19 protein-coding genes and 1 pseudogene are annotated in these 21,390 nt (G+C 36.0%); 15 read left to right on the plus strand and 5 right to left on the minus strand.

All coding sequences use genetic code 11. From position 1 onward, the window contains the following. Positions 1-23 precede the first annotated feature (23 nt). From etfB to trxA, 3 genes are all read left to right on the plus strand, one after another. Positions 24-797 carry an electron transfer flavoprotein subunit beta gene (etfB, locus tag MHH45_RS21255; protein WP_016116535.1) on the plus strand — a complete coding sequence of 258 codons (774 nt, stop codon included), beginning with the start codon at positions 24-26 and terminating at the stop codon, positions 795-797. Positions 798-833: 36 nt separating this feature from the next. Next, entirely contained in the window at positions 834-1,811 is a 978-nt protein-coding gene (gene etfA / locus MHH45_RS21260) for an electron transfer flavoprotein subunit alpha (protein ID WP_016116534.1), read from the plus strand. 209 nt (positions 1,812-2,020) lie between these two features. Beyond that, on the plus strand, positions 2,021-2,335 hold the full coding sequence (gene trxA, locus MHH45_RS21265; protein WP_016116533.1) for a thioredoxin: 315 nt from the start codon (positions 2,021-2,023) through the stop codon (positions 2,333-2,335). A gap of 285 nt (positions 2,336-2,620) precedes the next feature. Here the strand turns inward: trxA and MHH45_RS21270 are convergent. After that, positions 2,621-2,865: pseudogene (locus MHH45_RS21270) on the minus strand (cytoplasmic protein). Between the two features lie 284 nt (positions 2,866-3,149). On the opposite strand from MHH45_RS21270, the gene uvrC reads away from it, so the two are divergent. After that, entirely contained in the window at positions 3,150-4,934 is a 1,785-nt protein-coding gene (gene uvrC, locus MHH45_RS21275; RefSeq protein ID WP_016116532.1) for an excinuclease ABC subunit C, read from the plus strand. A 315-nt stretch (positions 4,935-5,249) separates the two neighbouring features. On the opposite strand, the gene MHH45_RS21280 is transcribed toward uvrC, so the two are convergent. Next, positions 5,250-5,699, minus strand: coding sequence for a YslB family protein (locus MHH45_RS21280; RefSeq protein WP_016116531.1), 450 nt, complete (start codon positions 5,697-5,699; stop codon positions 5,250-5,252). Between the two features lie 312 nt (positions 5,700-6,011). Here MHH45_RS21280 and sdhC point away from each other — a divergent pair, with 312 nt between their 5' ends. From sdhC to MHH45_RS21300, 4 genes are all read left to right on the plus strand, one after another. Further along, complete coding sequence (sdhC, locus tag MHH45_RS21285) at positions 6,012-6,638, plus strand: succinate dehydrogenase cytochrome B558 (protein WP_016116530.1); 627 nt, start codon at positions 6,012-6,014, stop codon at positions 6,636-6,638. 13 nt (positions 6,639-6,651) lie between these two features. Further along, positions 6,652-8,445: a succinate dehydrogenase flavoprotein subunit gene (sdhA, locus tag MHH45_RS21290; protein WP_016116529.1), complete on the plus strand. Its 1,794-nt coding sequence runs from the start codon at positions 6,652-6,654 to the stop codon at positions 8,443-8,445. Continuing rightward, a complete protein-coding gene (sdhB, locus tag MHH45_RS21295) occupies positions 8,438-9,199 on the plus strand; it encodes a succinate dehydrogenase iron-sulfur subunit (RefSeq protein WP_016116528.1) in 762 nt (253 codons plus the stop codon). The genes sdhA and sdhB overlap by 8 nt, the downstream gene beginning before the upstream one ends. Before the next feature lie 298 nt (positions 9,200-9,497). After that, positions 9,498-9,944, plus strand: a complete 447-nt coding sequence (locus MHH45_RS21300; RefSeq protein WP_016116527.1) for an acyl-CoA thioesterase — start codon at positions 9,498-9,500, stop codon at positions 9,942-9,944. Between the two features lie 35 nt (positions 9,945-9,979). Here MHH45_RS21300 and MHH45_RS21305 read toward each other — a convergent pair whose 3' ends face one another. Then, positions 9,980-10,759, minus strand: coding sequence for a M15 family metallopeptidase (locus MHH45_RS21305; RefSeq protein WP_016116526.1), 780 nt, complete (start codon positions 10,757-10,759; stop codon positions 9,980-9,982). Between the two features lie 526 nt (positions 10,760-11,285). Further along, complete coding sequence (locus MHH45_RS21310; protein WP_003200718.1) at positions 11,286-12,116, minus strand: 5'-nucleotidase, lipoprotein e(P4) family; 831 nt, start codon at positions 12,114-12,116, stop codon at positions 11,286-11,288. Between the two features lie 366 nt (positions 12,117-12,482). Between MHH45_RS21310 and MHH45_RS21315 the strand changes: the two genes are divergently transcribed. The 3 genes from MHH45_RS21315 to MHH45_RS21325 all read left to right on the plus strand — a co-directional run bounded on the left by MHH45_RS21315 (position 12,483) and on the right by MHH45_RS21325 (position 15,144). Next, entirely contained in the window at positions 12,483-13,367 is an 885-nt protein-coding gene (locus MHH45_RS21315; RefSeq protein ID WP_016116525.1) for an ABC transporter ATP-binding protein, read from the plus strand. Between the two features lie 2 nt (positions 13,368-13,369). After that, positions 13,370-14,596 (plus strand): ABC transporter permease, encoded by a 1,227-nt coding sequence (locus MHH45_RS21320; protein ID WP_016116524.1) that lies wholly within the window; start codon positions 13,370-13,372, stop codon positions 14,594-14,596. Positions 14,597-14,712: 116 nt separating this feature from the next. Then, complete coding sequence (locus MHH45_RS21325) at positions 14,713-15,144, plus strand: Rrf2 family transcriptional regulator (protein ID WP_016116523.1); 432 nt, start codon at positions 14,713-14,715, stop codon at positions 15,142-15,144. 153 nt (positions 15,145-15,297) lie between these two features. On the opposite strand, the gene MHH45_RS21330 is transcribed toward MHH45_RS21325, so the two are convergent. Then, positions 15,298-16,263, minus strand: a complete 966-nt coding sequence (locus tag MHH45_RS21330; RefSeq protein ID WP_077294902.1) for a DMT family transporter — start codon at positions 16,261-16,263, stop codon at positions 15,298-15,300. A 105-nt stretch (positions 16,264-16,368) separates the two neighbouring features. Here MHH45_RS21330 and MHH45_RS21335 point away from each other — a divergent pair, with 105 nt between their 5' ends. The 4 genes from MHH45_RS21335 to MHH45_RS21350 all read left to right on the plus strand — a co-directional run bounded on the left by MHH45_RS21335 (position 16,369) and on the right by MHH45_RS21350 (position 21,371). Next, positions 16,369-16,941: a helix-turn-helix domain-containing protein gene (locus tag MHH45_RS21335; RefSeq protein ID WP_016116521.1), complete on the plus strand. Its 573-nt coding sequence runs from the start codon at positions 16,369-16,371 to the stop codon at positions 16,939-16,941. A 120-nt stretch (positions 16,942-17,061) separates the two neighbouring features. Beyond that, on the plus strand, positions 17,062-18,771 hold the full coding sequence (locus tag MHH45_RS21340; protein WP_016116520.1) for a sensor histidine kinase: 1,710 nt from the start codon (positions 17,062-17,064) through the stop codon (positions 18,769-18,771). After that, the gene (locus tag MHH45_RS21345; protein ID WP_016116519.1) at positions 18,768-19,934 is read left to right on the plus strand and encodes a response regulator transcription factor; all 1,167 of its coding nucleotides are present in this window, start codon (positions 18,768-18,770) and stop codon (positions 19,932-19,934) included. The genes MHH45_RS21340 and MHH45_RS21345 overlap by 4 nt, the downstream gene beginning before the upstream one ends. Positions 19,935-20,120: 186 nt before the next feature. Further along, complete coding sequence (locus MHH45_RS21350; protein WP_077294914.1) at positions 20,121-21,371, plus strand: ABC transporter substrate-binding protein; 1,251 nt, start codon at positions 20,121-20,123, stop codon at positions 21,369-21,371. Positions 21,372-21,390 lie beyond the last annotated feature (19 nt).

Raw genomic sequence — 21,390 nt, forward strand, 5'->3', positions numbered from 1 at the left:
TGAAAAACAAGGGGGTAAATGGAATGAACATCTACGTACTCATGAAACGAACATTTGATACAGAAGAGAAAATCGTAATTAAAAACGGTGCAATTTATGATGGCGAAGCGGAATTCATCATCAACCCTTACGATGAATATGCGATTGAAGAAGCAATTCAAGTAAGAGACGCACAAGGCGGTGAAATTACGGTTGTAACAGTTGGCGGAGAAGATAGTGAAAAAGAACTTCGCACTGCGCTAGCGATGGGCTGTGATAAAGCGGTATTAATCAATATTGAAGATGATGTTGAGAATGGTGACCAATTTACAACAGCGAAAGTGCTTGCTGAATATTTAAAAGATAAAGAAGTAGATTTAATTTTAGGTGGAAACGTAGCGATTGATGGTGCGTCTGGACAAGTTGGACCACGCGTAGCGGAAGCGCTAAATATTCCATATGTAACAACAATTACGAAGCTTGAAATTAATGGCACAAGCGTGAAAATTGAGCGCGATGTCGAAGGTGATACTGAAGTGATTGAAGCATCACTACCACTTTTAGTAACAGCGCAACAAGGTTTAAATGAACCGCGTTATCCATCGCTTCCAGGTATTATGAAAGCGAAGAAAAAACCGCTTGAAGAACTAGAATTAGATGATTTAGATTTAGAGGAAGATGATGTGGAAGCAAAAACAAAAACAATCGAAATCTATTTACCTCCTAAGAAAGATGCAGGAAAAGTGTTACAAGGCGAGCTGCAAGATCAAGTAAAAGAACTTGTATCGTTGCTCCATACAGAAGCGAAAGTAATCTAATAAAATACGAAATTATATATGCAGGAGGGAAAATCTATGGCTCGTAAAGTATTAGTAATGGGTGAAGTTCGTGACGGATCACTACGTAACGTTTCTTTTGAAGCAGTAGCAGCAGCGAAAACAATCGCAGAAGGCGGTGAAGTGGTTGGCCTTCTAGTTGGAGAGAGCGTTGCATCTTTTGCAAATGAATTGATTCATTACGGTGCAGATCGCGTTGTGACAGTTGAAAATGATAAATTAAAATCATATACATCCGATGGTTATGCACAAGCATTTTTAGCTGTGTATGGTGAAGAGAAGCCAAAAGGTATTGTCTTTGGACATACAGCACTCGGTAAAGATTTATCACCAAAGTTAGCTGCTAAGCTTGAAGCTGGCCTTGTTTCTGATGTAACTGCATTAGAAGTTGCAGGTGGAAATGTTGTCTTCACACGCCCAATTTATTCTGGTAAAGCGTTTGAGAAGAAGGTTGTAACAGATGGCATTCTATTTGCGACAGTTCGTCCAAATAACATTACGCCACTTGAAAAAGATGAAGCGCGTACAGGTGATGTATCTTCTATTACAGTTGATGTAAAAGATTTACGTACAATCATTCAAGATGTTGTGCGTAAAACAGCAGAAGGTGTAGACCTTTCAGAAGCGAAAGTTATTATTGCTGGTGGACGCGGAGTGAAAAGTGAAGACGGTTTTAAACCGTTAAAAGAATTAGCAGATGTATTAGGTGGTGCTGTTGGTGCATCACGTGGTGCTTGTGACGCAGAGTATTGCGATTACTCATTACAAATTGGACAAACAGGTAAAGTTGTTACGCCAGACTTATATATTGCATGCGGTATTTCTGGCGCAATTCAGCATTTAGCTGGTATGTCTAACTCAAAAGTAATCGTTGCAATTAATAAAGATCCAGAAGCAAGTATCTTCAAAGTAGCTGACTATGGTATTGTTGGCGATTTATTCGAAGTGGTTCCTTTATTAACAGAAGAGTTTAAAAAGTTAAAAGTACATTCTTAATTTGAGTAACCCTTGAGTTTCAAGTGAAATACCCCTATATATAGAAAAACGAGAGGTCCCCTGCCTCTCGTTTTTTAGCATAGACTTTATATTTTTGTATAGTATAAAGGAACATTTTTTTGTTACAATACATAACGATACATAATATTCGCCACGTATATAACTTAATGATATACTTTTGGTAGAATATACTTGAAGGAGGAAATAAAATGGCAATTGTAAACGCAACTGACCAAAACTTCGCAGCTGAAACAAGCGAAGGGATTGTATTATTAGATTTCTGGGCACCATGGTGTGGTCCTTGTAAAATGATCGCTCCTGTATTAGAGGAGATCGATGCAGAATTAAGCGATAAAGTAAAAGTAGTAAAAGTAGACGTTGATGAAAACCAAGAAACAGCTCGCAGTTTTGAAGTAATGAGCATTCCATCTCTTTTCGTATTAAAAGATGGTAAAGTGGTTGACCAAGCGTTAGGATACAAACCAAAAGAAGCGTTAGTAGAATTAGTTTCTAAACACTTCTAAAACAAAAAAGCTGCCATGAGGTAGCTTTTTTGTTTTAAGTCTCTGTTAGACGATAATAATACAATTAGTAAGGGATGAAGAACCCCGCCGATTAAAGTTTCACTTTACCCCTTATTAATGGGTATTAAGACTTCACTTCAAAATTCAGTGAAAGAAAAGAAGTTAGGTGGGGATCAGCTGCCCGTAAAAGTCTGATTGGTGAGAGCTGATAATCAGTGAGGGAAAAAGTCCACCACTGATTAAAATTTCACGTTATGGTTTGTGTAATGAGGAGAATAAATTTAATTATTCAAAGCATCTTTGGCGCATTTCTTTTAAAAAGGTTTCAATGATTTTAAATCCAGAACCCTCTTCTATAATAAAGTCAATACCACAATAGGGGCAAACTGCTGTATCATCATCCCACCATTCATTAATTTTACTTGGGATGAAAATTTCTAAACAATAAAAACAACCACACATAGTGTCTTTTTTTAGTAAATTCTATTCTGAGAACAGAAACGGTGTGCTTCTTCAAAATATTTCTCCATTGTATCCTCCTTTTTACGCTTTTCTTTGATGTTTTATTTGAAAGCTTCTTTTGGATATTTCATGCACGAATTGTTTATATAATACATCATGATCAAAGGTTAAAAAACAAAATCAAAAATTCTATTTTGTTAGTTTAACATGAAAATTAATAGTACAATTCTATGTGAAAAGAAGAAAATATGTATAATGTTTTCATTTTTTTGTTCTTTCCGTTACAATAAAAGAACGTATGTTGGGTGTTTTGGAATAATAATGATAAATATGTAGAAACGGGGGTTTGCGAGTGCACGAGCATTTAAAAGAAAAATTATCAATTTTACCAGATCAACCAGGCTGTTACTTAATGAAAGATAAGCAAGGAACGGTTATATATGTCGGGAAGGCAAAGGTGTTAAAAAATCGTGTGCGCTCGTATTTTACTGGTTCACATGATGGGAAGACACTCCGTCTTGTCGGAGAAATTGTTGATTTTGAATATATTGTTACCTCCTCGAATCTGGAGGCACTTATTTTAGAATTAAATTTAATCAAAAAATATGATCCAAAATATAATATCCAATTAAAAGATGATAAAACATATCCATTTATTAAAATTACAGCTGAAAAACAGCCACGTTTGCTCATTACGAGAAATGTAAAAAAGGATAAAGGAAAGTATTTTGGTCCGTATCCAAATGCGCAATCAGCTCATGAAACAAAAAAACTGTTAGATCGCATGTATCCGCTTCGGAAATGTACAAATATACCAGATAAAGTTTGTTTATATTATCATATGGGACAATGCTTAGCACCTTGTGTACAAGAGGTAACGGATGAACAGAATCAAGAAATTGTAGATGGAATTGTTAAGTTTTTGAATGGTGGACATAAAGAAGTTCGTTCAGAATTAGAAGCGAAAATGTATGAAGCATCGGAAAAATTAGAGTTTGAACGTGCAAAAGAATTACGGGATCAAATTTCTCATATAGATGCGATTATGGAAAAGCAGAAGATGATTATGAGCGACTTAGTTGACCGCGATGTGTTTGGTTATGCGGTGGATAAAGGCTGGATGTGCGTGCAAGTTTTCTTTGTCCGAAAAGGTAAGTTAATCGAGCGCGATGTCTCTATGTTCCCAATTTATGATGAGCCTGAAGAAGGGTTTTTAACATTTATCGGTCAATTTTATGAACAAAACAATCATTTTAAACCAAAGGAAATTGTAGTGCCAGGCAGTATTGATCCTGAATTAGTAGAGCGTTTTTTAGAAGTGGATGTAACGCAGCCAAAACGAGGAAAGAAAAAAGACCTCGTTGAATTAGCAAACAAGAATGCGAAGATCGCTTTAGGGGAGAAGTTTTATTTAATTGAACGTGATGAAGAGCGGACAATTAAGGCTGTTGAAAATTTAGGTAAGCAGCTTGGCATTGAAACACCATATCGTATTGAAGCATTTGATAACTCAAATATTCAAGGGACGAATCCAGTTTCAGCAATGATTGTCTTTATTGATGGAAAACCAGCGAAAAAAGAGTATCGAAAATATAAGATAAAGACAGTTCGAGGGCCAGATGATTATGAATCGATGCGAGAGGTTGTGCGCCGGCGGTATACGCGTGCTTTAAAAGAGAATTTGCCACTACCTGATTTAATTGTGATTGATGGCGGGAAAGGACATCTTGCAGCTGCTAGTGATGTGCTTGAAAATGAACTTGGCTTATATATTCCGATGGCTGGACTTGTTAAGGATGATAAGCACCGTACATCGCATTTAATGATTGGTGATCCTCCCGAGCCTGTTATGCTTGAAAGAAATAGCCAAGAATTTTATTTATTGCAGCGTATTCAAGACGAGGTACACCGATTTGCAATTACATTTCACCGTCAGCTTCACGGGAAATCAGTGATTCAATCTGCTTTAGATGGGATTCCTGGAGTTGGTGAAAAGCGAAAAAAAGTATTGTTAAAACATTTTGGCTCCCTAAAAAAGATGAAAGAAGCTTCTGTGATGGAATTTGTCGAAGCGGGAATGCCGCAAAATGTTGCAGAAACTATTTATTCCTATTTAACAGATAAGAAGACGTTGTAGTTTACAATGTCTTTTATTTTTTGGTATAATTTCAGAAGATTAAAAATCATTGAAAACGAATGAATATGCAAAAATATATAAATCCATTTTGATTTTTCGACATATAAGCTGTGGCTATGAAAACAAAAACAGTTCTCCACTCATTTCCTCCTTTTGTTTTCACACGGCATGGGGGGAAAAAGGCACTGACCGCTTCTATACATGGCCGGATGCTCTCTCCCACCTAAAAGAAATGGTGTATGTCGTTTTTTTAATTTGGATTTATATAGAAAAGTCAACTAAACCTATATGTCTAGTTGACTGTTAGTGTAGATTCTACACTTCGATAGGATCTTTTACGTCCCATTTTACAAGAAATGTGATAGATTCCGAACGTTTTTTTTGCTCTTCATATGACTCTGCAACAACATTTCGTTGTTTTTGAATTTGCTCTGCAACAAATCCAGTTTCTAATTGGTAAGAAGAATGTCTATTTTGCTTTTGACGCTCTGTAATGAGCGGACTTGTTAGCTGAAAATGCATTTCACGGCGTTTATGCTCGATGATGTTCAAGCGGCCCCAGCTAGCTTTTTCAAAAAAATGAATGACTTCTTCAATCGTCTCTAGCGGATATTTTCGTGCTAGGTTTCTGCCGGCCCAGTATAAGATGTCATCTAATTCTTTACCAATTAGGTCAGGTAGTACTTCTTCACGCAGCAGCTCATAAGCGAAAGCGTTCAATGAAACATCTTCTAAAGATGCTATATCAAGTGTATTTTTGCTCACAATATTCCCCTCTTTCTATAGGGATTATTATATAACATTTCCCATTTATAAAAACAGTACTTTCTTTAGGAAAATCTAAATATATAGGAAGAAAAACGGAAGTGGCAAATTATATGCAAATTATGTACAAATTATGTATACGTTTTCTTGACGCTTCGACAAAAATAGGAGTAAAATGAATTTGGTATCAAATTATGCTGAAATATTTCGAATAATTTTTTCAGTTTTTCTTATAGCAATAGTGAAAAAACATTATTGTTATAAACTAATACTGAAAGCAGCAGTCAAACACTCAAGGGGGGTAATGGGGACATGAAAGGCCGCGAGTATACGTTTCGCAAGTGGCACTCATTAATGGGGGTCATTCCGGTTGGTGTCTTTTTGACGCAACATTTAGTAGTAAACAATTTTGCAACAAGAGGGGCAGAGGCTTTTAACAAAGCTGCTCATTTTATGGAGCTCCTTCCATTCCGGTATGCGCTAGAAATTTTCGTCATCTTTTTACCGATACTGTACCATGCTATATATGGATTATATATTGCATTTACAGCTAAGAACAATGCGACATCTTATAGTTACTTCCGTAACTGGATGTTCGTCTTCCAACGAATCTCAGGTATCGTTACGCTGATTTTCATATCTTGGCACGTTTGGGAAACTCGTATTCAAGCATTGTTAGGTAAACAGGTAAATTATGATATGATGGCAGATATTTTAAGCAATCCAGCTATGTTTGGCTTCTATTTAGTTGGGGTTGTATCAACAATTTTCCACTTTGCGAATGGACTATGGACATTCTGCATTAGCTGGGGAATTACAGTATCGCCACGTTCACAACGTATCTCTACTTATGTAACATTAGCTATTTTCTTAGGTTTATCTTATGTAGGTGTGAGTGCATTATTAGCGTTCATCGATCCACAGCTAGCAAATCAGTAAGGAGTGGGAGAGCATGAAAGGGAAACTTATAGTAGTCGGTGGTGGCTTAGCCGGCTTAATGGCAACGATTAAGGCAGCAGAAGCAGGAGTAAACGTGGAACTGTTCTCTTTAGTACCAGTAAAACGTTCGCATTCTGTATGTGCACAGGGTGGCATGAACGGTGCTGTAAATACGAAAGGTGAAGGGGATTCTCCATGGATCCACTTTGACGATACAATTTATGGTGGTGACTTCTTAGCGAACCAGCCACCAGTTAAAGCGATGTGTGAAGCAGCGCCTGGTATCATTCATTTAATGGATCGTATGGGTGTTATGTTTAACCGTACAGAAGAAGGACTTCTTGATTTTCGTCGCTTCGGGGGAACACAACATCACCGTACAGCATTCGCTGGTGCAACAACTGGCCAACAATTATTGTACGCATTAGATGAGCAAGTACGCCGTCATGAAGTAGCAGGACTTGTAACGAAATATGAAGGTTGGGATTTCTTACGTGCTGTTGTGGATGACGAAGGCGTATGTCGCGGAATCGTTGCACAAGACTTACAATCTATGGAGATTAAGAGTTTCCAAGCTGATGCTGTAATTATGGCAACAGGGGGCCCTGGTATCATCTTCGGAAAATCAACAAACTCTATTATTAATACAGGTACAGCAGCATCTGCTGTATATCAACAAGGTGCATATTATGCGAATGGTGAGTTCATTCAAATTCACCCAACAGCAATTCCTGGGGACGATAAGTTACGTCTAATGAGTGAATCTGCACGTGGTGAAGGTGGACGCGTTTGGACGTATAAAGACGGTAAGCCATGGTACTTCTTAGAAGAGAAATATCCTGCATACGGAAACCTTGTGCCTCGTGATATCGCAACGCGTGAAATTTTTGACGTGTGTGTCGAGCAAAAACTAGGTATTAATGGTGAAAACATGGTATATCTAGATCTTTCTCATAAAGATCCGAAAGAACTAGATATTAAACTTGGTGGAATCATTGAAATCTATGAAAAGTTCACAGGTGATGATCCTCGTAAACTACCGATGAAAATCTTCCCTGCTGTTCATTATTCAATGGGCGGACTATGGGTTGATTATAAGCAAATGACAAGTATTCCAGGGTTATTTGCAGCAGGTGAGTGTGATTACTCTATGCACGGTGGTAACAGACTAGGTGCTAACTCGTTACTTTCAGCGATTTATGGCGGTATGGTAGCGGGACCAAATGCGATTGAATATATGAAAGGTCTTTCAAAATCATCTGATGCTGTTTCATCTACTTTATACGAGCAAAATGAATTAATCGAAACAGAGAAATTTAACAATATTTTAACGTTAGATGGTAATGAAAATGCATATGTTCTTCATAAAGAGCTTGGAGAATGGATGACGGATAACGTTACAGTAGTTCGTGAAAATAAAAAGTTATTAGAAACAGATGCGAAAATCGAAGAGTTAATGGAACGTTATAAACGCATTAACATTAACGATACAGCAAAATGGAGTAACCAAGGTGCTTCGTTTACACGCCAACTGGCAAATATGTTTGAATTAGCTCGTGTTATTACAATTGGTGCGTATAACCGTAATGAAAGCCGCGGTGCGCATTATAAACCAGAATTCCCAAATCGTGATGATGCGAACTTCTTAAAAACTACAATGGCGAAGTTTGAAGGAGAAGGAAATGCACCGGCATTCCATTACGAGGACGTTGATGTTTCATTAATCAAACCACGTAAGCGTGACTATTCTTCAAAACATGATGTAGCTGCTAAGGGTGAAGAGAAGGGGGATAAACAACATGTCTGAGAAAACAATCCGCCTCATCATTACGAGACAAGATGGACCAGATGCACAATCGTTTGATCAGGAATTTGAAATTCCATATCGCCCAAATATGAATATTATTTCGGCTCTTATGGAAATTCGTCGTAATCCTGTTGATGCAAAAGGAAACCATACAACTCCTGTTGCATGGGATATGAACTGTTTAGAAGAAGTATGTGGTGCTTGTTCTATGGTGATTAACGGTAAACCACGTCAATCATGTACAGCGCTTATCGATAAATTAGAACAACCAGTTCGTATAAAACCGATGAAGACATTCCCGGTAGTACGTGATTTACAAGTTGATCGTAGTCGTATGTTTGATGCTTTGAAACGTGTTAAGGCTTGGGTTCCAATCGATGGTACGTATGATTTAGGACCAGGACCAAGAATGCCAGAGAAAAAGCGTCAATGGGCATATGAACTTTCAAAATGTATGACATGTGGTGTTTGCTTAGAATCATGTCCGAACGTAAACAGTAAATCTGACTTTATCGGACCAGCGCCGCTTTCACAAGCACGTTTATTTAACTCACATCCAACTGGTGAAATGCATAAAGCAGAGCGCTTACGTGCAATTATGGGTGATGGTGGCCTTGCGAACTGTGGTAACTCGCAAAACTGCGTACAATCATGCCCAAAAGGTATCCCGTTAACAACTTCAATTGCAGCATTAAACCGCGATACAACAATTCAGTCGTTTAAAGATTTCTTTGGTAGCGACAATAACTATTAATTTATATTGCCTCTTCGAATCGAAGAGGCAATATTTATATAAATACAAATGGAAAAACCGACATGAAATTCTTCTTTTTGGGTGGGAGAGAGGATCCGACCATGCATAGAAACGGTAGCCCTATTCCGAGTGAAAACAAAGGGAGAAAATGAGTGTAGGTCACCTGTTGTTTTCCATAGCCGCGACTGATATGTTGGAAAATCAGAATGGATATATGGCTTTTTATCGTTTTAATTTTTTGTTTATTCCGAAAGTTATTATGTGACTTATGAGAATGAGAGAAAAAGGAGAGAAAAACATGAAGAAGATTTCCTATATTGAAAACTTTGCTAGCTGGGAAAAAGATTTTTCATTTTACATTCCTGTGAAAGTTCGTTTTTGTGAAACAGATATGTTTGGACACATGAATAATGGTGTTGCTTTTACATACTTTGAAGAAGCACGTATTGAATTTTTTAAAGAGCTTGGTTTTATGCAAGAATGGACACATGAAGCATCAGAAACAATGATTGTTGTTGCTGATTTACAATGTAATTTTTTTAAACAAATTTTCTTCGATGAACATTTAAAGGTATATGTAAAAGCTGAAACAATTGGGAATTCTTCTTTGGATTTACACTATATGGTGAAAAATGAAGCGGGAGAAGTTTGCTTAGTAGGGCGCGGGGCAATGGTGCAAGCCTCAAAGAAAACGGGAAAAGGGGCACCTTGGCTTGAAGAATGGAAGCAAAAGCTACTGCAATAATGAATGCAAAAAAAATAAGAGAGCGCTATGCTCTCTTATTTTTTTGCATCCATTGCTTCTTCTAATGTTAAGTGATGTTTATGTAAGTATGTAGCATATGGATTACCAACATAGCGAATATGCCATGGTTCGTATGCGTATTCCGTCGTATCTGTTTTATCCTCTAAATAACGAATAATGAATCCAAATTCATGGGCATGTGCTGCTACCCATTTACCTTCCTCTGTTTCACCGAAAATAGGCTCTAATTGATAATTTGCTGATTTAGAACTAATATCCATTGTAAGGCCTGTTTGATGTTCACTTGTTCCAGGGATTGCGCTTACCGAATCTGCTTCAGCTTGTCCTTGTCGTTTTATATACATATTATGTAATGATTGTTGTCGTTTATAAGAACGGTATCCTGATACAGCAGTAAGCTCTAGTCCTTGTTCTTTTGCTGCATGGAACATTTTTTCGAGAGCTGCACCAGCATCTTTACGAAGTAATGTTTTCTCTTTATCTTTTGGATATGCAAATGGAACGTCTGGTCTTATAAGATCATCTGGTGTATAGCCATCTGGTAATTTACGATGCTTATTTACTAATACAAGAGGTGAATCCGGATTTGTAACAAGGGAGAAGTTCTCATCTATTTTTTTTGCTGTATGATTTGCTTTTGGAAATGCAGGAATCTCTTCTTTTGGATGTTCAATATGTTTCTTTGTTTCTACAGCTTTCGCTTCATTTTGTAGTGGAGACTTCGAGCCGAAGTAAGCGAAGGATGTGATACCGATTACAATCGTGGTGGCAGAAATAATAATTACCTTTTTCATAACGCTGTGTAATCTCAGTCCTTTCTTATAATTTTTCTAGTATGTTAATTATAAGTCTAGTTTCTATAAAAAGAAATATTAGAGTCGTAACGTAATAGAATTGCAAAGAAAATGTCAAAAAATGTGTAATTTTGTCGGTTTATATACATGCAAATGGAAAAAACAATACAAAACCTCTCTTTTGGGTGGGAGAGAGCGTTCGGCCATGCATAGAAGCGGTCCGGGCTTTTTTTAGCCCCATGCCGAGTGAAAACAAAGGGAGAAAACGAGTGGAGATTCTTTTTTATTTTCACAGCCGCGACTTATATGTTGAAAAATCAAAATGGATATGTATATTGTTCGGATATACACATGAATGGATTGGAATAAACTGTGAGTTAAGAAAGAAGGAATAAGATAAAAGGATGGCTTAAGCCATCCTTTTATCCCGTTATTCGCGGACAGTAAGACCCCCACCTCAAGACTCAGCGAAAGTAAAGAAGATAGGTGAAGGATAAAGAAAACCCCAACTGATGGAAGTTTCACGTTATTTGTTTACTTCAAATGATTTTAAGTTATCACGACGAATTTTATCTTTTTCTGCATCAGATTTTTTGAAATTGTAATCATATAGAGCGCCTTCCCAATCACCATACATTGGGTTAGGGAAAATGATGAATTTCTCGCCAAATTGTGCTTTTGTTTCTTCAACTGTTTGATTGCGATCTTTTACAGATTTTCCATCAAATCCAGTGAAGTCAGATAAGTTATCACCGAAGAATAGGACGATATCGTGCGATTGTGAAACAAGTTCACGACGTTTTTCTTTCCCTTTTTCTTTCGGGTCTTGTAGTAAAATATGTTCTTTTGTTGCTTGTGGAGCGCCAACGCGTTCAAGGTTTTTAATCGTTGCATCTAATTGATTTGTTTTACGGTTTGAAATGTAGTAGATATCGACACCTTTAGATTCAGTATATTTTAAGAAGTCAATTGCACCAGGAAGAGCTGCCGCTTCTGCTTTATTAATCCACTCATCCCATTTATAAGGATAGCCCTTTCCTTCTTTCACAGTCATCGCTTGGTGGGGGCTGTTATCTAAAACGGTTTCATCTAAATCTAGTACAATTGCTGGTTTTTTACTTGTCCCTTTTGCAAGAGCTGCATCGAGTTTTAATTGCCCGATGTTATAACCTTGATAATACAAAGCTTTTGTTTCACCGGCTGTTTGATACCATAGATCAGCCATTAGCTGTTGATCTGTTAATTTTACTTTTTCTTCTTTTGCTACAGTTTTTTCAGCTGTTCCTGAACATGCTACAAGTGATGTAGAAAGAACTGCTACAGATAATAATGTGGTAATGCCTCTTTTCATCTTCATATGTATCCTCCTTGATGTAACTAAATCCTTTAATATTATATATTAAAATATAATATTTTTTATACCTTTTTTATGAACTTTTACATACTATTATTTGTATATACAGTAGTATGTCCTACTTCAGTATAATAAGTAAGGGGATATATGATGAGTAATGACAATTATAATTGATAAAAGTCAGTTTTTTATTTACAATTTTAACTAAATAAAACAAATGGTGGATAGGAAAGGTGCGGGATATATAACGTTAATTTTAGAATTTTATTATAGAAATTGATGGATTTATATATGTTACAATATTTTTCCTATATGCAACATACCATTTAGAAGATTGTAAGAATAGTGAAAAAGGGGAGGGTTTATACTTTGAGTTTACAAATTCAAAACTTAACGAAAATATTCGGAGAATCAAAAGCGGTCGATCAATTAGAAATTTCATTACCAAAAGGTGAAGTATTAGGACTACTTGGCCGGAATGGCGCAGGGAAAACGACAACAATTAAAATGCTCCTTGGTTTATTAACCCCAAATGAAGGTTCTATTACATGGAATGAGAAAGCGATTTCTCAAAGTGATGTAACGATTGGTTATCTTCCGGAAGAAAGAGGATTATATACAAAAAGTAGAGTAATAGATCAACTTCGCTATTTCGGTAGATTAGAAGGAATGACGAAAAAAGAAGTAGACCGTGCGATTGATCGTTGGTTAGAAAAACTAGCAATCCCGGAATATAAATATAAAACGGCTGGAGAACTTTCAAAAGGAAATCAGCAAAAAATCCAATTAATTGCTGCACTTATTCACGATCCAGAGCTTCTTATTTTAGATGAGCCGTTTAGTGGACTTGACCCAGTTAATGCTGGAATGCTGGCAAATATTATTGAAGAAGAAGTACAAAAAGGAAAAACAATTATTTTATCAAGCCACCGCATGGAACAAGTGGAGGCGTTTTGTCAGCACGTTTGTATTTTAAAGAAAGGTGAAGCGGTTGTAGAAGGACAGCTAAGTGATATTAAGAAAGAATACGGTTTTCGTAATTTAACAATTGAAGATGCGGTGGAAAATGAACAGGCATTGCAAGCCTTACATATTTCGTATGAAAAACAACAAGGACTGCTTTATATGAAAGTTCATGATGATGCAGAGGCCTTAACTATTTTAAAAAATTTACAAGAGCAAGGTGTAAGCTTAAGGCAATTTAAAATGCTAGAGCCGACGCTAAACGAAATATTTGTAGAAAGGGCGAAATAACAATGCGTAAATTTTCTCATGTATTTTCATTTTATTTCAGGGAAGCATTTTTTTCTAAAAAATCATTGATTACGAGTGCGATTTTATTTTTAGTTGTGTTTGGAATCTTTGCATTTAACCATTTCACTTCTGATGGAGATAAAAGTAAGGAGAAAGATAAGATTGCAGTTGTAACGGAAAGTTCCACATATAAAGTGCAAAAAGAGGAATTAAACAAGTTACTACCATCAGCGAAAATAACTGTTGGTTCAAAAGAGGATTTTGATAAACTGCATAAACAAGTAGAAGAAGGGGATTTAGACGGTTTATTCCATGTAACAGAAAAGAATGGAGTACCTGAAGTTACGTATATGTATAACGGATTCCCAAGTCAAGCAACTTCTGCAATTATGGCAAGTTATTTAAAACAACAATATACAGCGGTAACAATTGCTAAAAATAATGTTTCACCAGAAGTAGCCAAACAATTACAAACAGAAATTCCTGTGAAACAAGAAGCGATAAAAGATCGTACGTCTTCTTTCGGTATTGCATATTTCTTTACGTTTGCATTGTATATGTTTATTATCGCTTTTGGTAATACAATTGCGATGAATATTGCTTCTGAAAAAGCATCTCGTGTTATGGAAGTGATGCTTCCGAAAGTAAAGCCTCTTACGATGATGTATGCAAAAATTTTGGCAGTTGTTTCAACGGCTTTATTACAACTTATCATATTAGCATGTGGTTATCTCATTCCATACGTATTAGGATGGGTAAATTTAGAAAGTGCGTCATTATTTGGGGTTCCAATTGATTTTACAAAATTAGATGCAAAAGTTGTAAGTATGTTTCTTATCTACTTTGTTACAGGGTATTTACTATATGCGATGATGTATGCAGCTGCTGGGGCGGTTGTATCCAAGACGGAGGATTTACAGGCAGTCTCTCTTCCTATAATGATTTTAATAATGGCCGCATTCTTTATTAGTATTAAATCATTAAGTGATCCAAATAGTACAATCGTTGTCTTGAGTTCCTACGTTCCATTCTTTACACCAATGGTTACATTCTCAAGAGTTGTAGCTGGAGAAGCAGGTACATTAGAAATTACTATAACACTAGCTATTTTAATTGTGACAATTGGTATATTGAATGCTGTTACAAGCCGCATTTACGTCAACGGTGTTATGAATTACTCTGATAAGGTGAAATTCAAAGATTTAACTAAATTTATTAAGCGTCAATAATCATAAAAGCATGATTTTCTAAGAGAATCATGCTTTTTCTTTATGCACAAATAAAAAATAGTATATAATAGTATGTATCGTCTTTTGACAGAATGAACGTAAAGGAGGGTGTGCAGATGGGAATTAGTAGCCGTTTTACAGTAGGTGTTCATATGTTAACGTTACTTGCGATAGATCGAAACTCTCGCTGTACCTCTGAATGGATTGCTGGCAGTGTGAATACAAACCCAGTTGTGATTCGCCGCATTACAGGAATGTTAAAAAGAGCAGGTCTAGTGGATGTACAAGCAGGGAAAGGTGGTACATCACTTGCTCGTGATTTAGATGAGATTACATTACTTGATGTATATAAAGCAGTGGAAGTAGTAGAAGAAGGACATCTATTTTCTTTCCATGAGAATCCAAATATTGAATGTCCAGTAGGTGCGAATATTCAATCGGTATTAGAAATTATATTAATGCAAGCGCAAGAAGCGATGGAAAGCGTACTTGCGAATGTAACAGTTCAGCAACTTGTTACAAATTTACAATCAAAAATTAAAAAGTAAAAAAAGCGAGCCTCCGTATAAGTGGGCTCGCTTCTTTTACTTTCAGAAAGATCGAAGATTCTATTTTTCAGTATTTAATACAATTTTAATCAAATAAAAAACATGATTCTCAAAGAATAATCATGTTTTTTATTTATGCAGTGTTTTCATTTGTTATGCTGTTTTCTTTCGTTTAGCAACTGGAACAGAACGATTTAAAATGCTATTTGCTACCATTCCAGCCATAATGATAATCATCCCAATAAGTGAGAGTCCGATAGGGAATGAACCATTTAAGAAAATCATTTCACCAAGAACAGTAAATACCATCGTTCCGGCTTGCGTTGCTTCTACAGCACCTAATAAGGAAAGGTTATCTTTCGCTAAATCTGTTGCAAAGAAAAATGTCATTGTGGCGATAACACCAGAACATAATGCTAATAAAAATCCTTGAAGCATTTGACCGGATGTTGGAATGCCTGTTGCCCTAAAACCATATATTGCAAGAATAATTGCTATAGGCAGACTGCCGATTGCCATTCCTAATACACGCTGGAAAGTATCAAGGCGTCCTCCTACAACTTCCATCATTTTTCGATTGCCGAATGGATATAAGAAAGCTGCAAGAACAATAGGAAGAAAACCAGATATAAATTGAGTGGCTGTAATATGCCCAGCTTCTGTTGCTTGCATACAAATGACACCAATTATAATGAAAAGTGATACGTATAAACTGCGAAGTGGGATTTTTCCGCGTACGCGTTTTGTACCTGTTTTTGTTTCAATCGTAATAAAAAATAATGGCGATAGTAGCAAGCCAGCGAGTATTGTAACTTGCCAAGTTCCTGCAACAAGCCAAGCTGGAGAAAAGACAGCAGCAAAGCTTAATAAAGAATAAAAGCCGATCCCTGCTAAAGATCCCCATCCTAGCCATGCAAAGGGATGTTTTCGCATTTCTGACCATAAGGGCCGAAGGTTTTTGCGGAATAAAACGATAAGGAATAAAATAGGGAGAGCAAATAAAAAGCGGAAAGAAGCAGTCCAAGCCCAGCTTGTTCCAGATACATTCATTGCTCTGTTAATAATGAATGTTGCAGAGAAAAAGGCGGATGATAAAATACCTAATAATATTGCGCGCATGATGCGTAAGCACTCCTTTCGAGATTTGAAACATTTATGTATATTATAATATACATAAAGTTAATTAAAGTAAATTATTTTATACTTAGAGGTGATTTTGTTACTATGAAAGAAAAAGAGGATATACAAACAAAAGAAGTCATTCAGCAAGTTGGTCAGTTATTAAGACAAATTCGTAATGAACAAAAACTGAGTTTAGAAGAATTGGCGCAAAAAACAGGGGTTAGTAAATTAACATTAGGAAAAATCGAAAGAGGTGAAACGAATCCAACATTAGCCGTCATTTGGAAAATTACGAAGGGGCTGTCAATTCCATTGTCGAGGTTAATGGTAGTTGGAGAACCAGTAGCGGTTGCGCGCTGTGGGGAAGGATTTGCGGTAGACGTAGGACAGGCATGGCGGTTAGAGACAATGTTCCGGTATACGAAAGAAACGGGCATGGAGATGCATCGTGCTTGTTTAAGACCGCAAAGTATTTATGAGCCAGAGTCTCACCATGAAGGAGCAATTGAATTCGTTACTGTTATGAAAGGGCAAGTTGCTATTCAAGTTGAAAATGATGTGTATGAATTAAATGAATTTGATTCGATTCAGTTTGAAGCGAATAAGAAGCATAGTTATAAAAATGCCGGAGATGAAATAGCTGTTTTGCATTTAACGATGAAGTATTCTTCTTAGCTATAAAAAGGAGCGCTTGCAATAAAGCGCTCTTTTTTTATAGATTTTAACTATATTTTTGATAAAATACAATTAAGTTGGAATATTCTGAAAAACAAAATAAATTAAGTAGGATAAGGGATGAGGCGAATGACGAAATTTAGATTATGGAGATTGGTGCAACAAATTCGAACAAGCCTTCGTTTAAAGTTATTAACATGTTTTTTAGTTGTCGCACTTATTCCGCTCATGTTGTTTAGCTGGATGTCATATGAAAAGTCATCCAATCTTGTAAATGAACAGTTTGGGGATTATGGAAAGTTTGCTATATCGCAGCTTCAAACTCAAATTGAATTAACATTAAGCCATATGCATTTAATTGCTAGTGATATTCAAGAATATTTATCAGACCCGACGTTAATTGTTTTAAAAAAAGAAGCACCGAAATCGTATTCGGAATTTATTATTGAGAAAAATTTTGAAAGGTTTTTAGAAGCGCATAAAACAGCACAAACGAAGGGAATCTTTTTAATTACACCTAGCGGTTATTATTATGGAGATCGGTATTTAGATGTGCAGAAACTAAAAAAAGAAAAATTTTGGGAAGAACAAGGGAATTTATCACAAGGGTATTGGAATGGAATTTATGTTCCGAACCATTACTCTGTAGCTGATAAAAGCAAAGTAATTGGATTACTTGTTCCAGTCAAAACATCATTCGGTAGCTTGAAAGATAGCCGGATATTAGTGGAAACAGATGCGACGGATTTATTTAAGTTTATTGATTCATTAGAAACAGATTTGCATGCACTGATTACCATTCGTGATGAAAAAAAACAGGTGATTTATACGACAGATGAAAATTATAAAAAAAACAAGGGTGATATCATTTGGGAAAAGCCAATTCCATCAAATAAATGGAGTCTAGAAATTATTATTCCAGAAAAAGAATTTTATCAATCTTCTACAATTATTTTGTTTGTTACATTAATTGGAATTGTTGTATCGCTATGCCTAGCTTTTATGTTGGCATTTTTAATCTCGGCTAAGCTAACGGAAAATGTCACGAATTTGGATCATGCAATATCTCAAGTAAGTAAAGGAGATTTTTATACAAATATACCAGTAAATTCACAAGATGAAGTAGGGAATTTAACTGTGAATTTTAATAAAATGGTTGTCAAAATTAAATCATTAGTAGAAGAAATATATGAGAAAGAAAAGTTGAAAAAAGACGCTGAGCTTAAGGCAATTCATTATCAAATTAATCCGCACTTGCTATTTAATACGTTAAATTCGATTCAATGGAAAGCAAAGCTTCAGGGGGCAAATGATGTAAGTGAAATGATTTATCATCTTGTTGCTGTGTTAGAAGGGAATTTAAATTTTGCGAATGATCTTGTCACACTCCAAAGTGAACTAACTATTATTGAGCATTATTTAAAGGTGCAGGAGATTCGATTTGGAAATTATTTTTCTTATACGCAAAACGTCCCATCTTCTATGAAAGAGGAGCAGATTCCAAGAATGTCGCTTCAGCCTATATTTGAAAACATATTTTTTCATGCTTTCGATGATGGAGAAGGAGCTATTACATTATCAGCATTTGAAAAGGATAATGGAGATTTATGTATACATATTACCGATGATGGCCGTGGTATTTCTGATAGGCGAAAACGAGATTTATTACAAGAGCCATCTGCAGAACAAAAGGGGGGGCTTGGATTATATAATATTGATCAAAAATTTAAATTGCATTTTGGGCTAGAGTACGGATTAACGATTCAATCAGAAGAAAAGAAAGGAACTATAATTCAGATTCTTTGGCCAAAGGGAGGGATACAGAAATGAAACGCATTAAAGTGCTCATTGCGGATGACGAGACGATTGTTCGAAGGGGCTTGAAGATGGCGGTAGATTGGTCGGCGTATAATATGGAAGTAGTAGCGGATGTACCCAATGGTGAGAGGGGATGGGAGGAGTTTGTACAGCATGAACCAGAGGTGGTTATTACAGATATTGTTATGCCTGTTGTAAATGGAATTGAATTTGTGAAAAAGATTAAACAACATGCGCCGAAAACAAAGGTATTATTATTAAGTTGTCATCGTGCTTTCGAATATGCACAAGAAGGAATTAAACTGGGAGTTTCAGGTTATTTATTGAAAACATCGTTTCATGATGAGGAGTTGGATCAATATTTACGAGCATTTCAAACAGAGTTAACCATTCATAAAGAAACGGAAGCGATTGAACAGCAAAAATCTCTCTTTTACGAAGATTTTTTTCAATGGTTATGTGGTTTTCAAAATCAGTTCCAAGAGATACTTGTGGATTTATTTCGTAATGAATGGAAATGGATGAACGATGGGTATTATGCCTGTTTTATAAGGTCAGAATCGAGATTGCATCTCATATTACAAGAGATGGATCAAAAGGTATCAAATCCGCATGTGAAGATATTATGTGGAAAGGATCAATGTTTCTTATTTCTTAATGAAAAATATAAGGAAATGATGGAACAAATGTTTATGGATGTAAAGAGTAAATACGAAGAGCTATATTGGATTACGTCAGGGGAGCTGTTCAGTATAGAGCAATGGATGAATTCAGTTAAATCGATGAAGCAATTTGCAGAACTTGAGATTAAGTATAAAGTAACGATTAACAATTGGCCAAAAACAATTAAAGAGGCTATTTTGTATACAATGAATCATTTATCAGAGCCAATTGTTGTTTCAGAAGTGGCGGAGATGGTAGGGCTAAGCAGAAGTCATTTTAGTATGCTTTTTAAAAAGATAATAGGTGAAAGTTTTCATTCTTTTACAGAACGAAGAAAACTTGAACTTGCCATGCAAATGCTTCAAACAACCTCACTTACGATTCAAGAGGTAGCGGAACATATTGGTATTTCAAATAGTAAATATTTTAGTAAATGGTTTAAAAAGTGTACAGGAACAACGCCATCAGAATATCGAGAAAAACAATGTGGAACTTTATATAAAACAAATTGACACCTGATTTCGTCGAACGAACAATTTGATAACAAAAATCGAACAAATCGATGTTTTTAACCGCTTTCATAAAAGGTAAAATGAAAGCGGTTAAATCATTTATTCTGAAAAAACAGAAATAAAAAAGCTTTTTGGAGAAGGGAAGTGTGTGCAGTGAGAAAAATGGTACATGTATGTCTTAGTTTTATGCTCGTACTTATTGTTTTTTTAGCTGGTTGTAGCTCAAATGAGACTACAAGTAAAAAATCATCAAAGGATGATGAAAAGAAACAAACATCAAATGATGGAACAGTATTGCGATTTGCAACTTGGGATGCTGGAAAGAATTTGAAGATTCAGCAGCAAATTGCAAAGAAATTTGAAGAAAAGAATCCGGGAGTAAAAGTACAGGTGGAGGCTTATGGTGATGGTTTTGATCAAAAGCTCGCAGCATCTTTCGGGGCGAAAAACCCACCGGATGTTATGTATATGTGGAATTTCCCATCTTACTATAAATCTCTTGAGCCTTTAGATGAACTGGCAAAGAAAGATCCAGATATGAAATTAGATGACTTTTATCAAGGGCTATTTAACTACTCTAGTATTGACGGGAAATTATATGGTATGCCAGCAGGTTTTACAACGCGGGTTATATATTACAATAAAAAGTTATTTGATAAAGCGAATATTCCATACCCGAAAGATGGATGGACTTGGGATGAGTTTGTAGACACTGCGAAAAAGTTAACAGATGCAAGCAATAAACAATATGGCTTTGCTTTACGACCTGAGCCAGATACGTATGATTTACAAGGGTTTATTTGGAGTAACGGTAGTAGTTTTGTAAGTGAAGATGGAAAACAAATAAAAGGACATATGAACAGTCCAGAAACAATTGAAGTTATGAAATCTTTCCAAAGTATGCTAAAGGATAAAACGGCTGTATTAGTAGGTGGAAAAAATCAACAGAGCGGTGATGATATTTTTAAAGCTGGGAAGTTAGCGATGTGGGAGAGTGGAATTTGGCCATTAGAAGGATTTAAAGATGCAAAAATTGATTTTGGTACAGTAGAACCTCCCGCATTTAAAGGGAAACCAGTGAAGGGACTTGTTGGTACATCAGCTGTTTCAATTGCAAAAGATGCAAAGCATAAAGAGTTAGCTTGGGAGTTTGTTAAGTTTTATTCTTCACCAGAAGCAATTAAAATGCGAACTTCTGATTTGCCAGTTCGAATTAGTGTTGTAAAAGAATTGAAGAAAGAGGAAGATGCGAATATTAAACCGTTCTACACAATGCTAGAACGTTCAACAAATACACCAGCATTTTTACTTAACCCAAAATGGGATGAAGTAAACCGGAATTTATCAGCGGCAATAAATGCAATTATGCTTGGGCAAGACCCAGAGCAATTATTAAATAAAGCTGTTCAAGATTCAGAGAAATATATGGATAAATAATTGTAAAAGCAAAGAGGTG

This window comes from Bacillus sp. FSL K6-0042, from assembly GCF_038006685.1.
Lineage (GTDB): Bacteria > Bacillota > Bacilli > Bacillales > Bacillaceae_G > Bacillus_A > Bacillus_A pseudomycoides.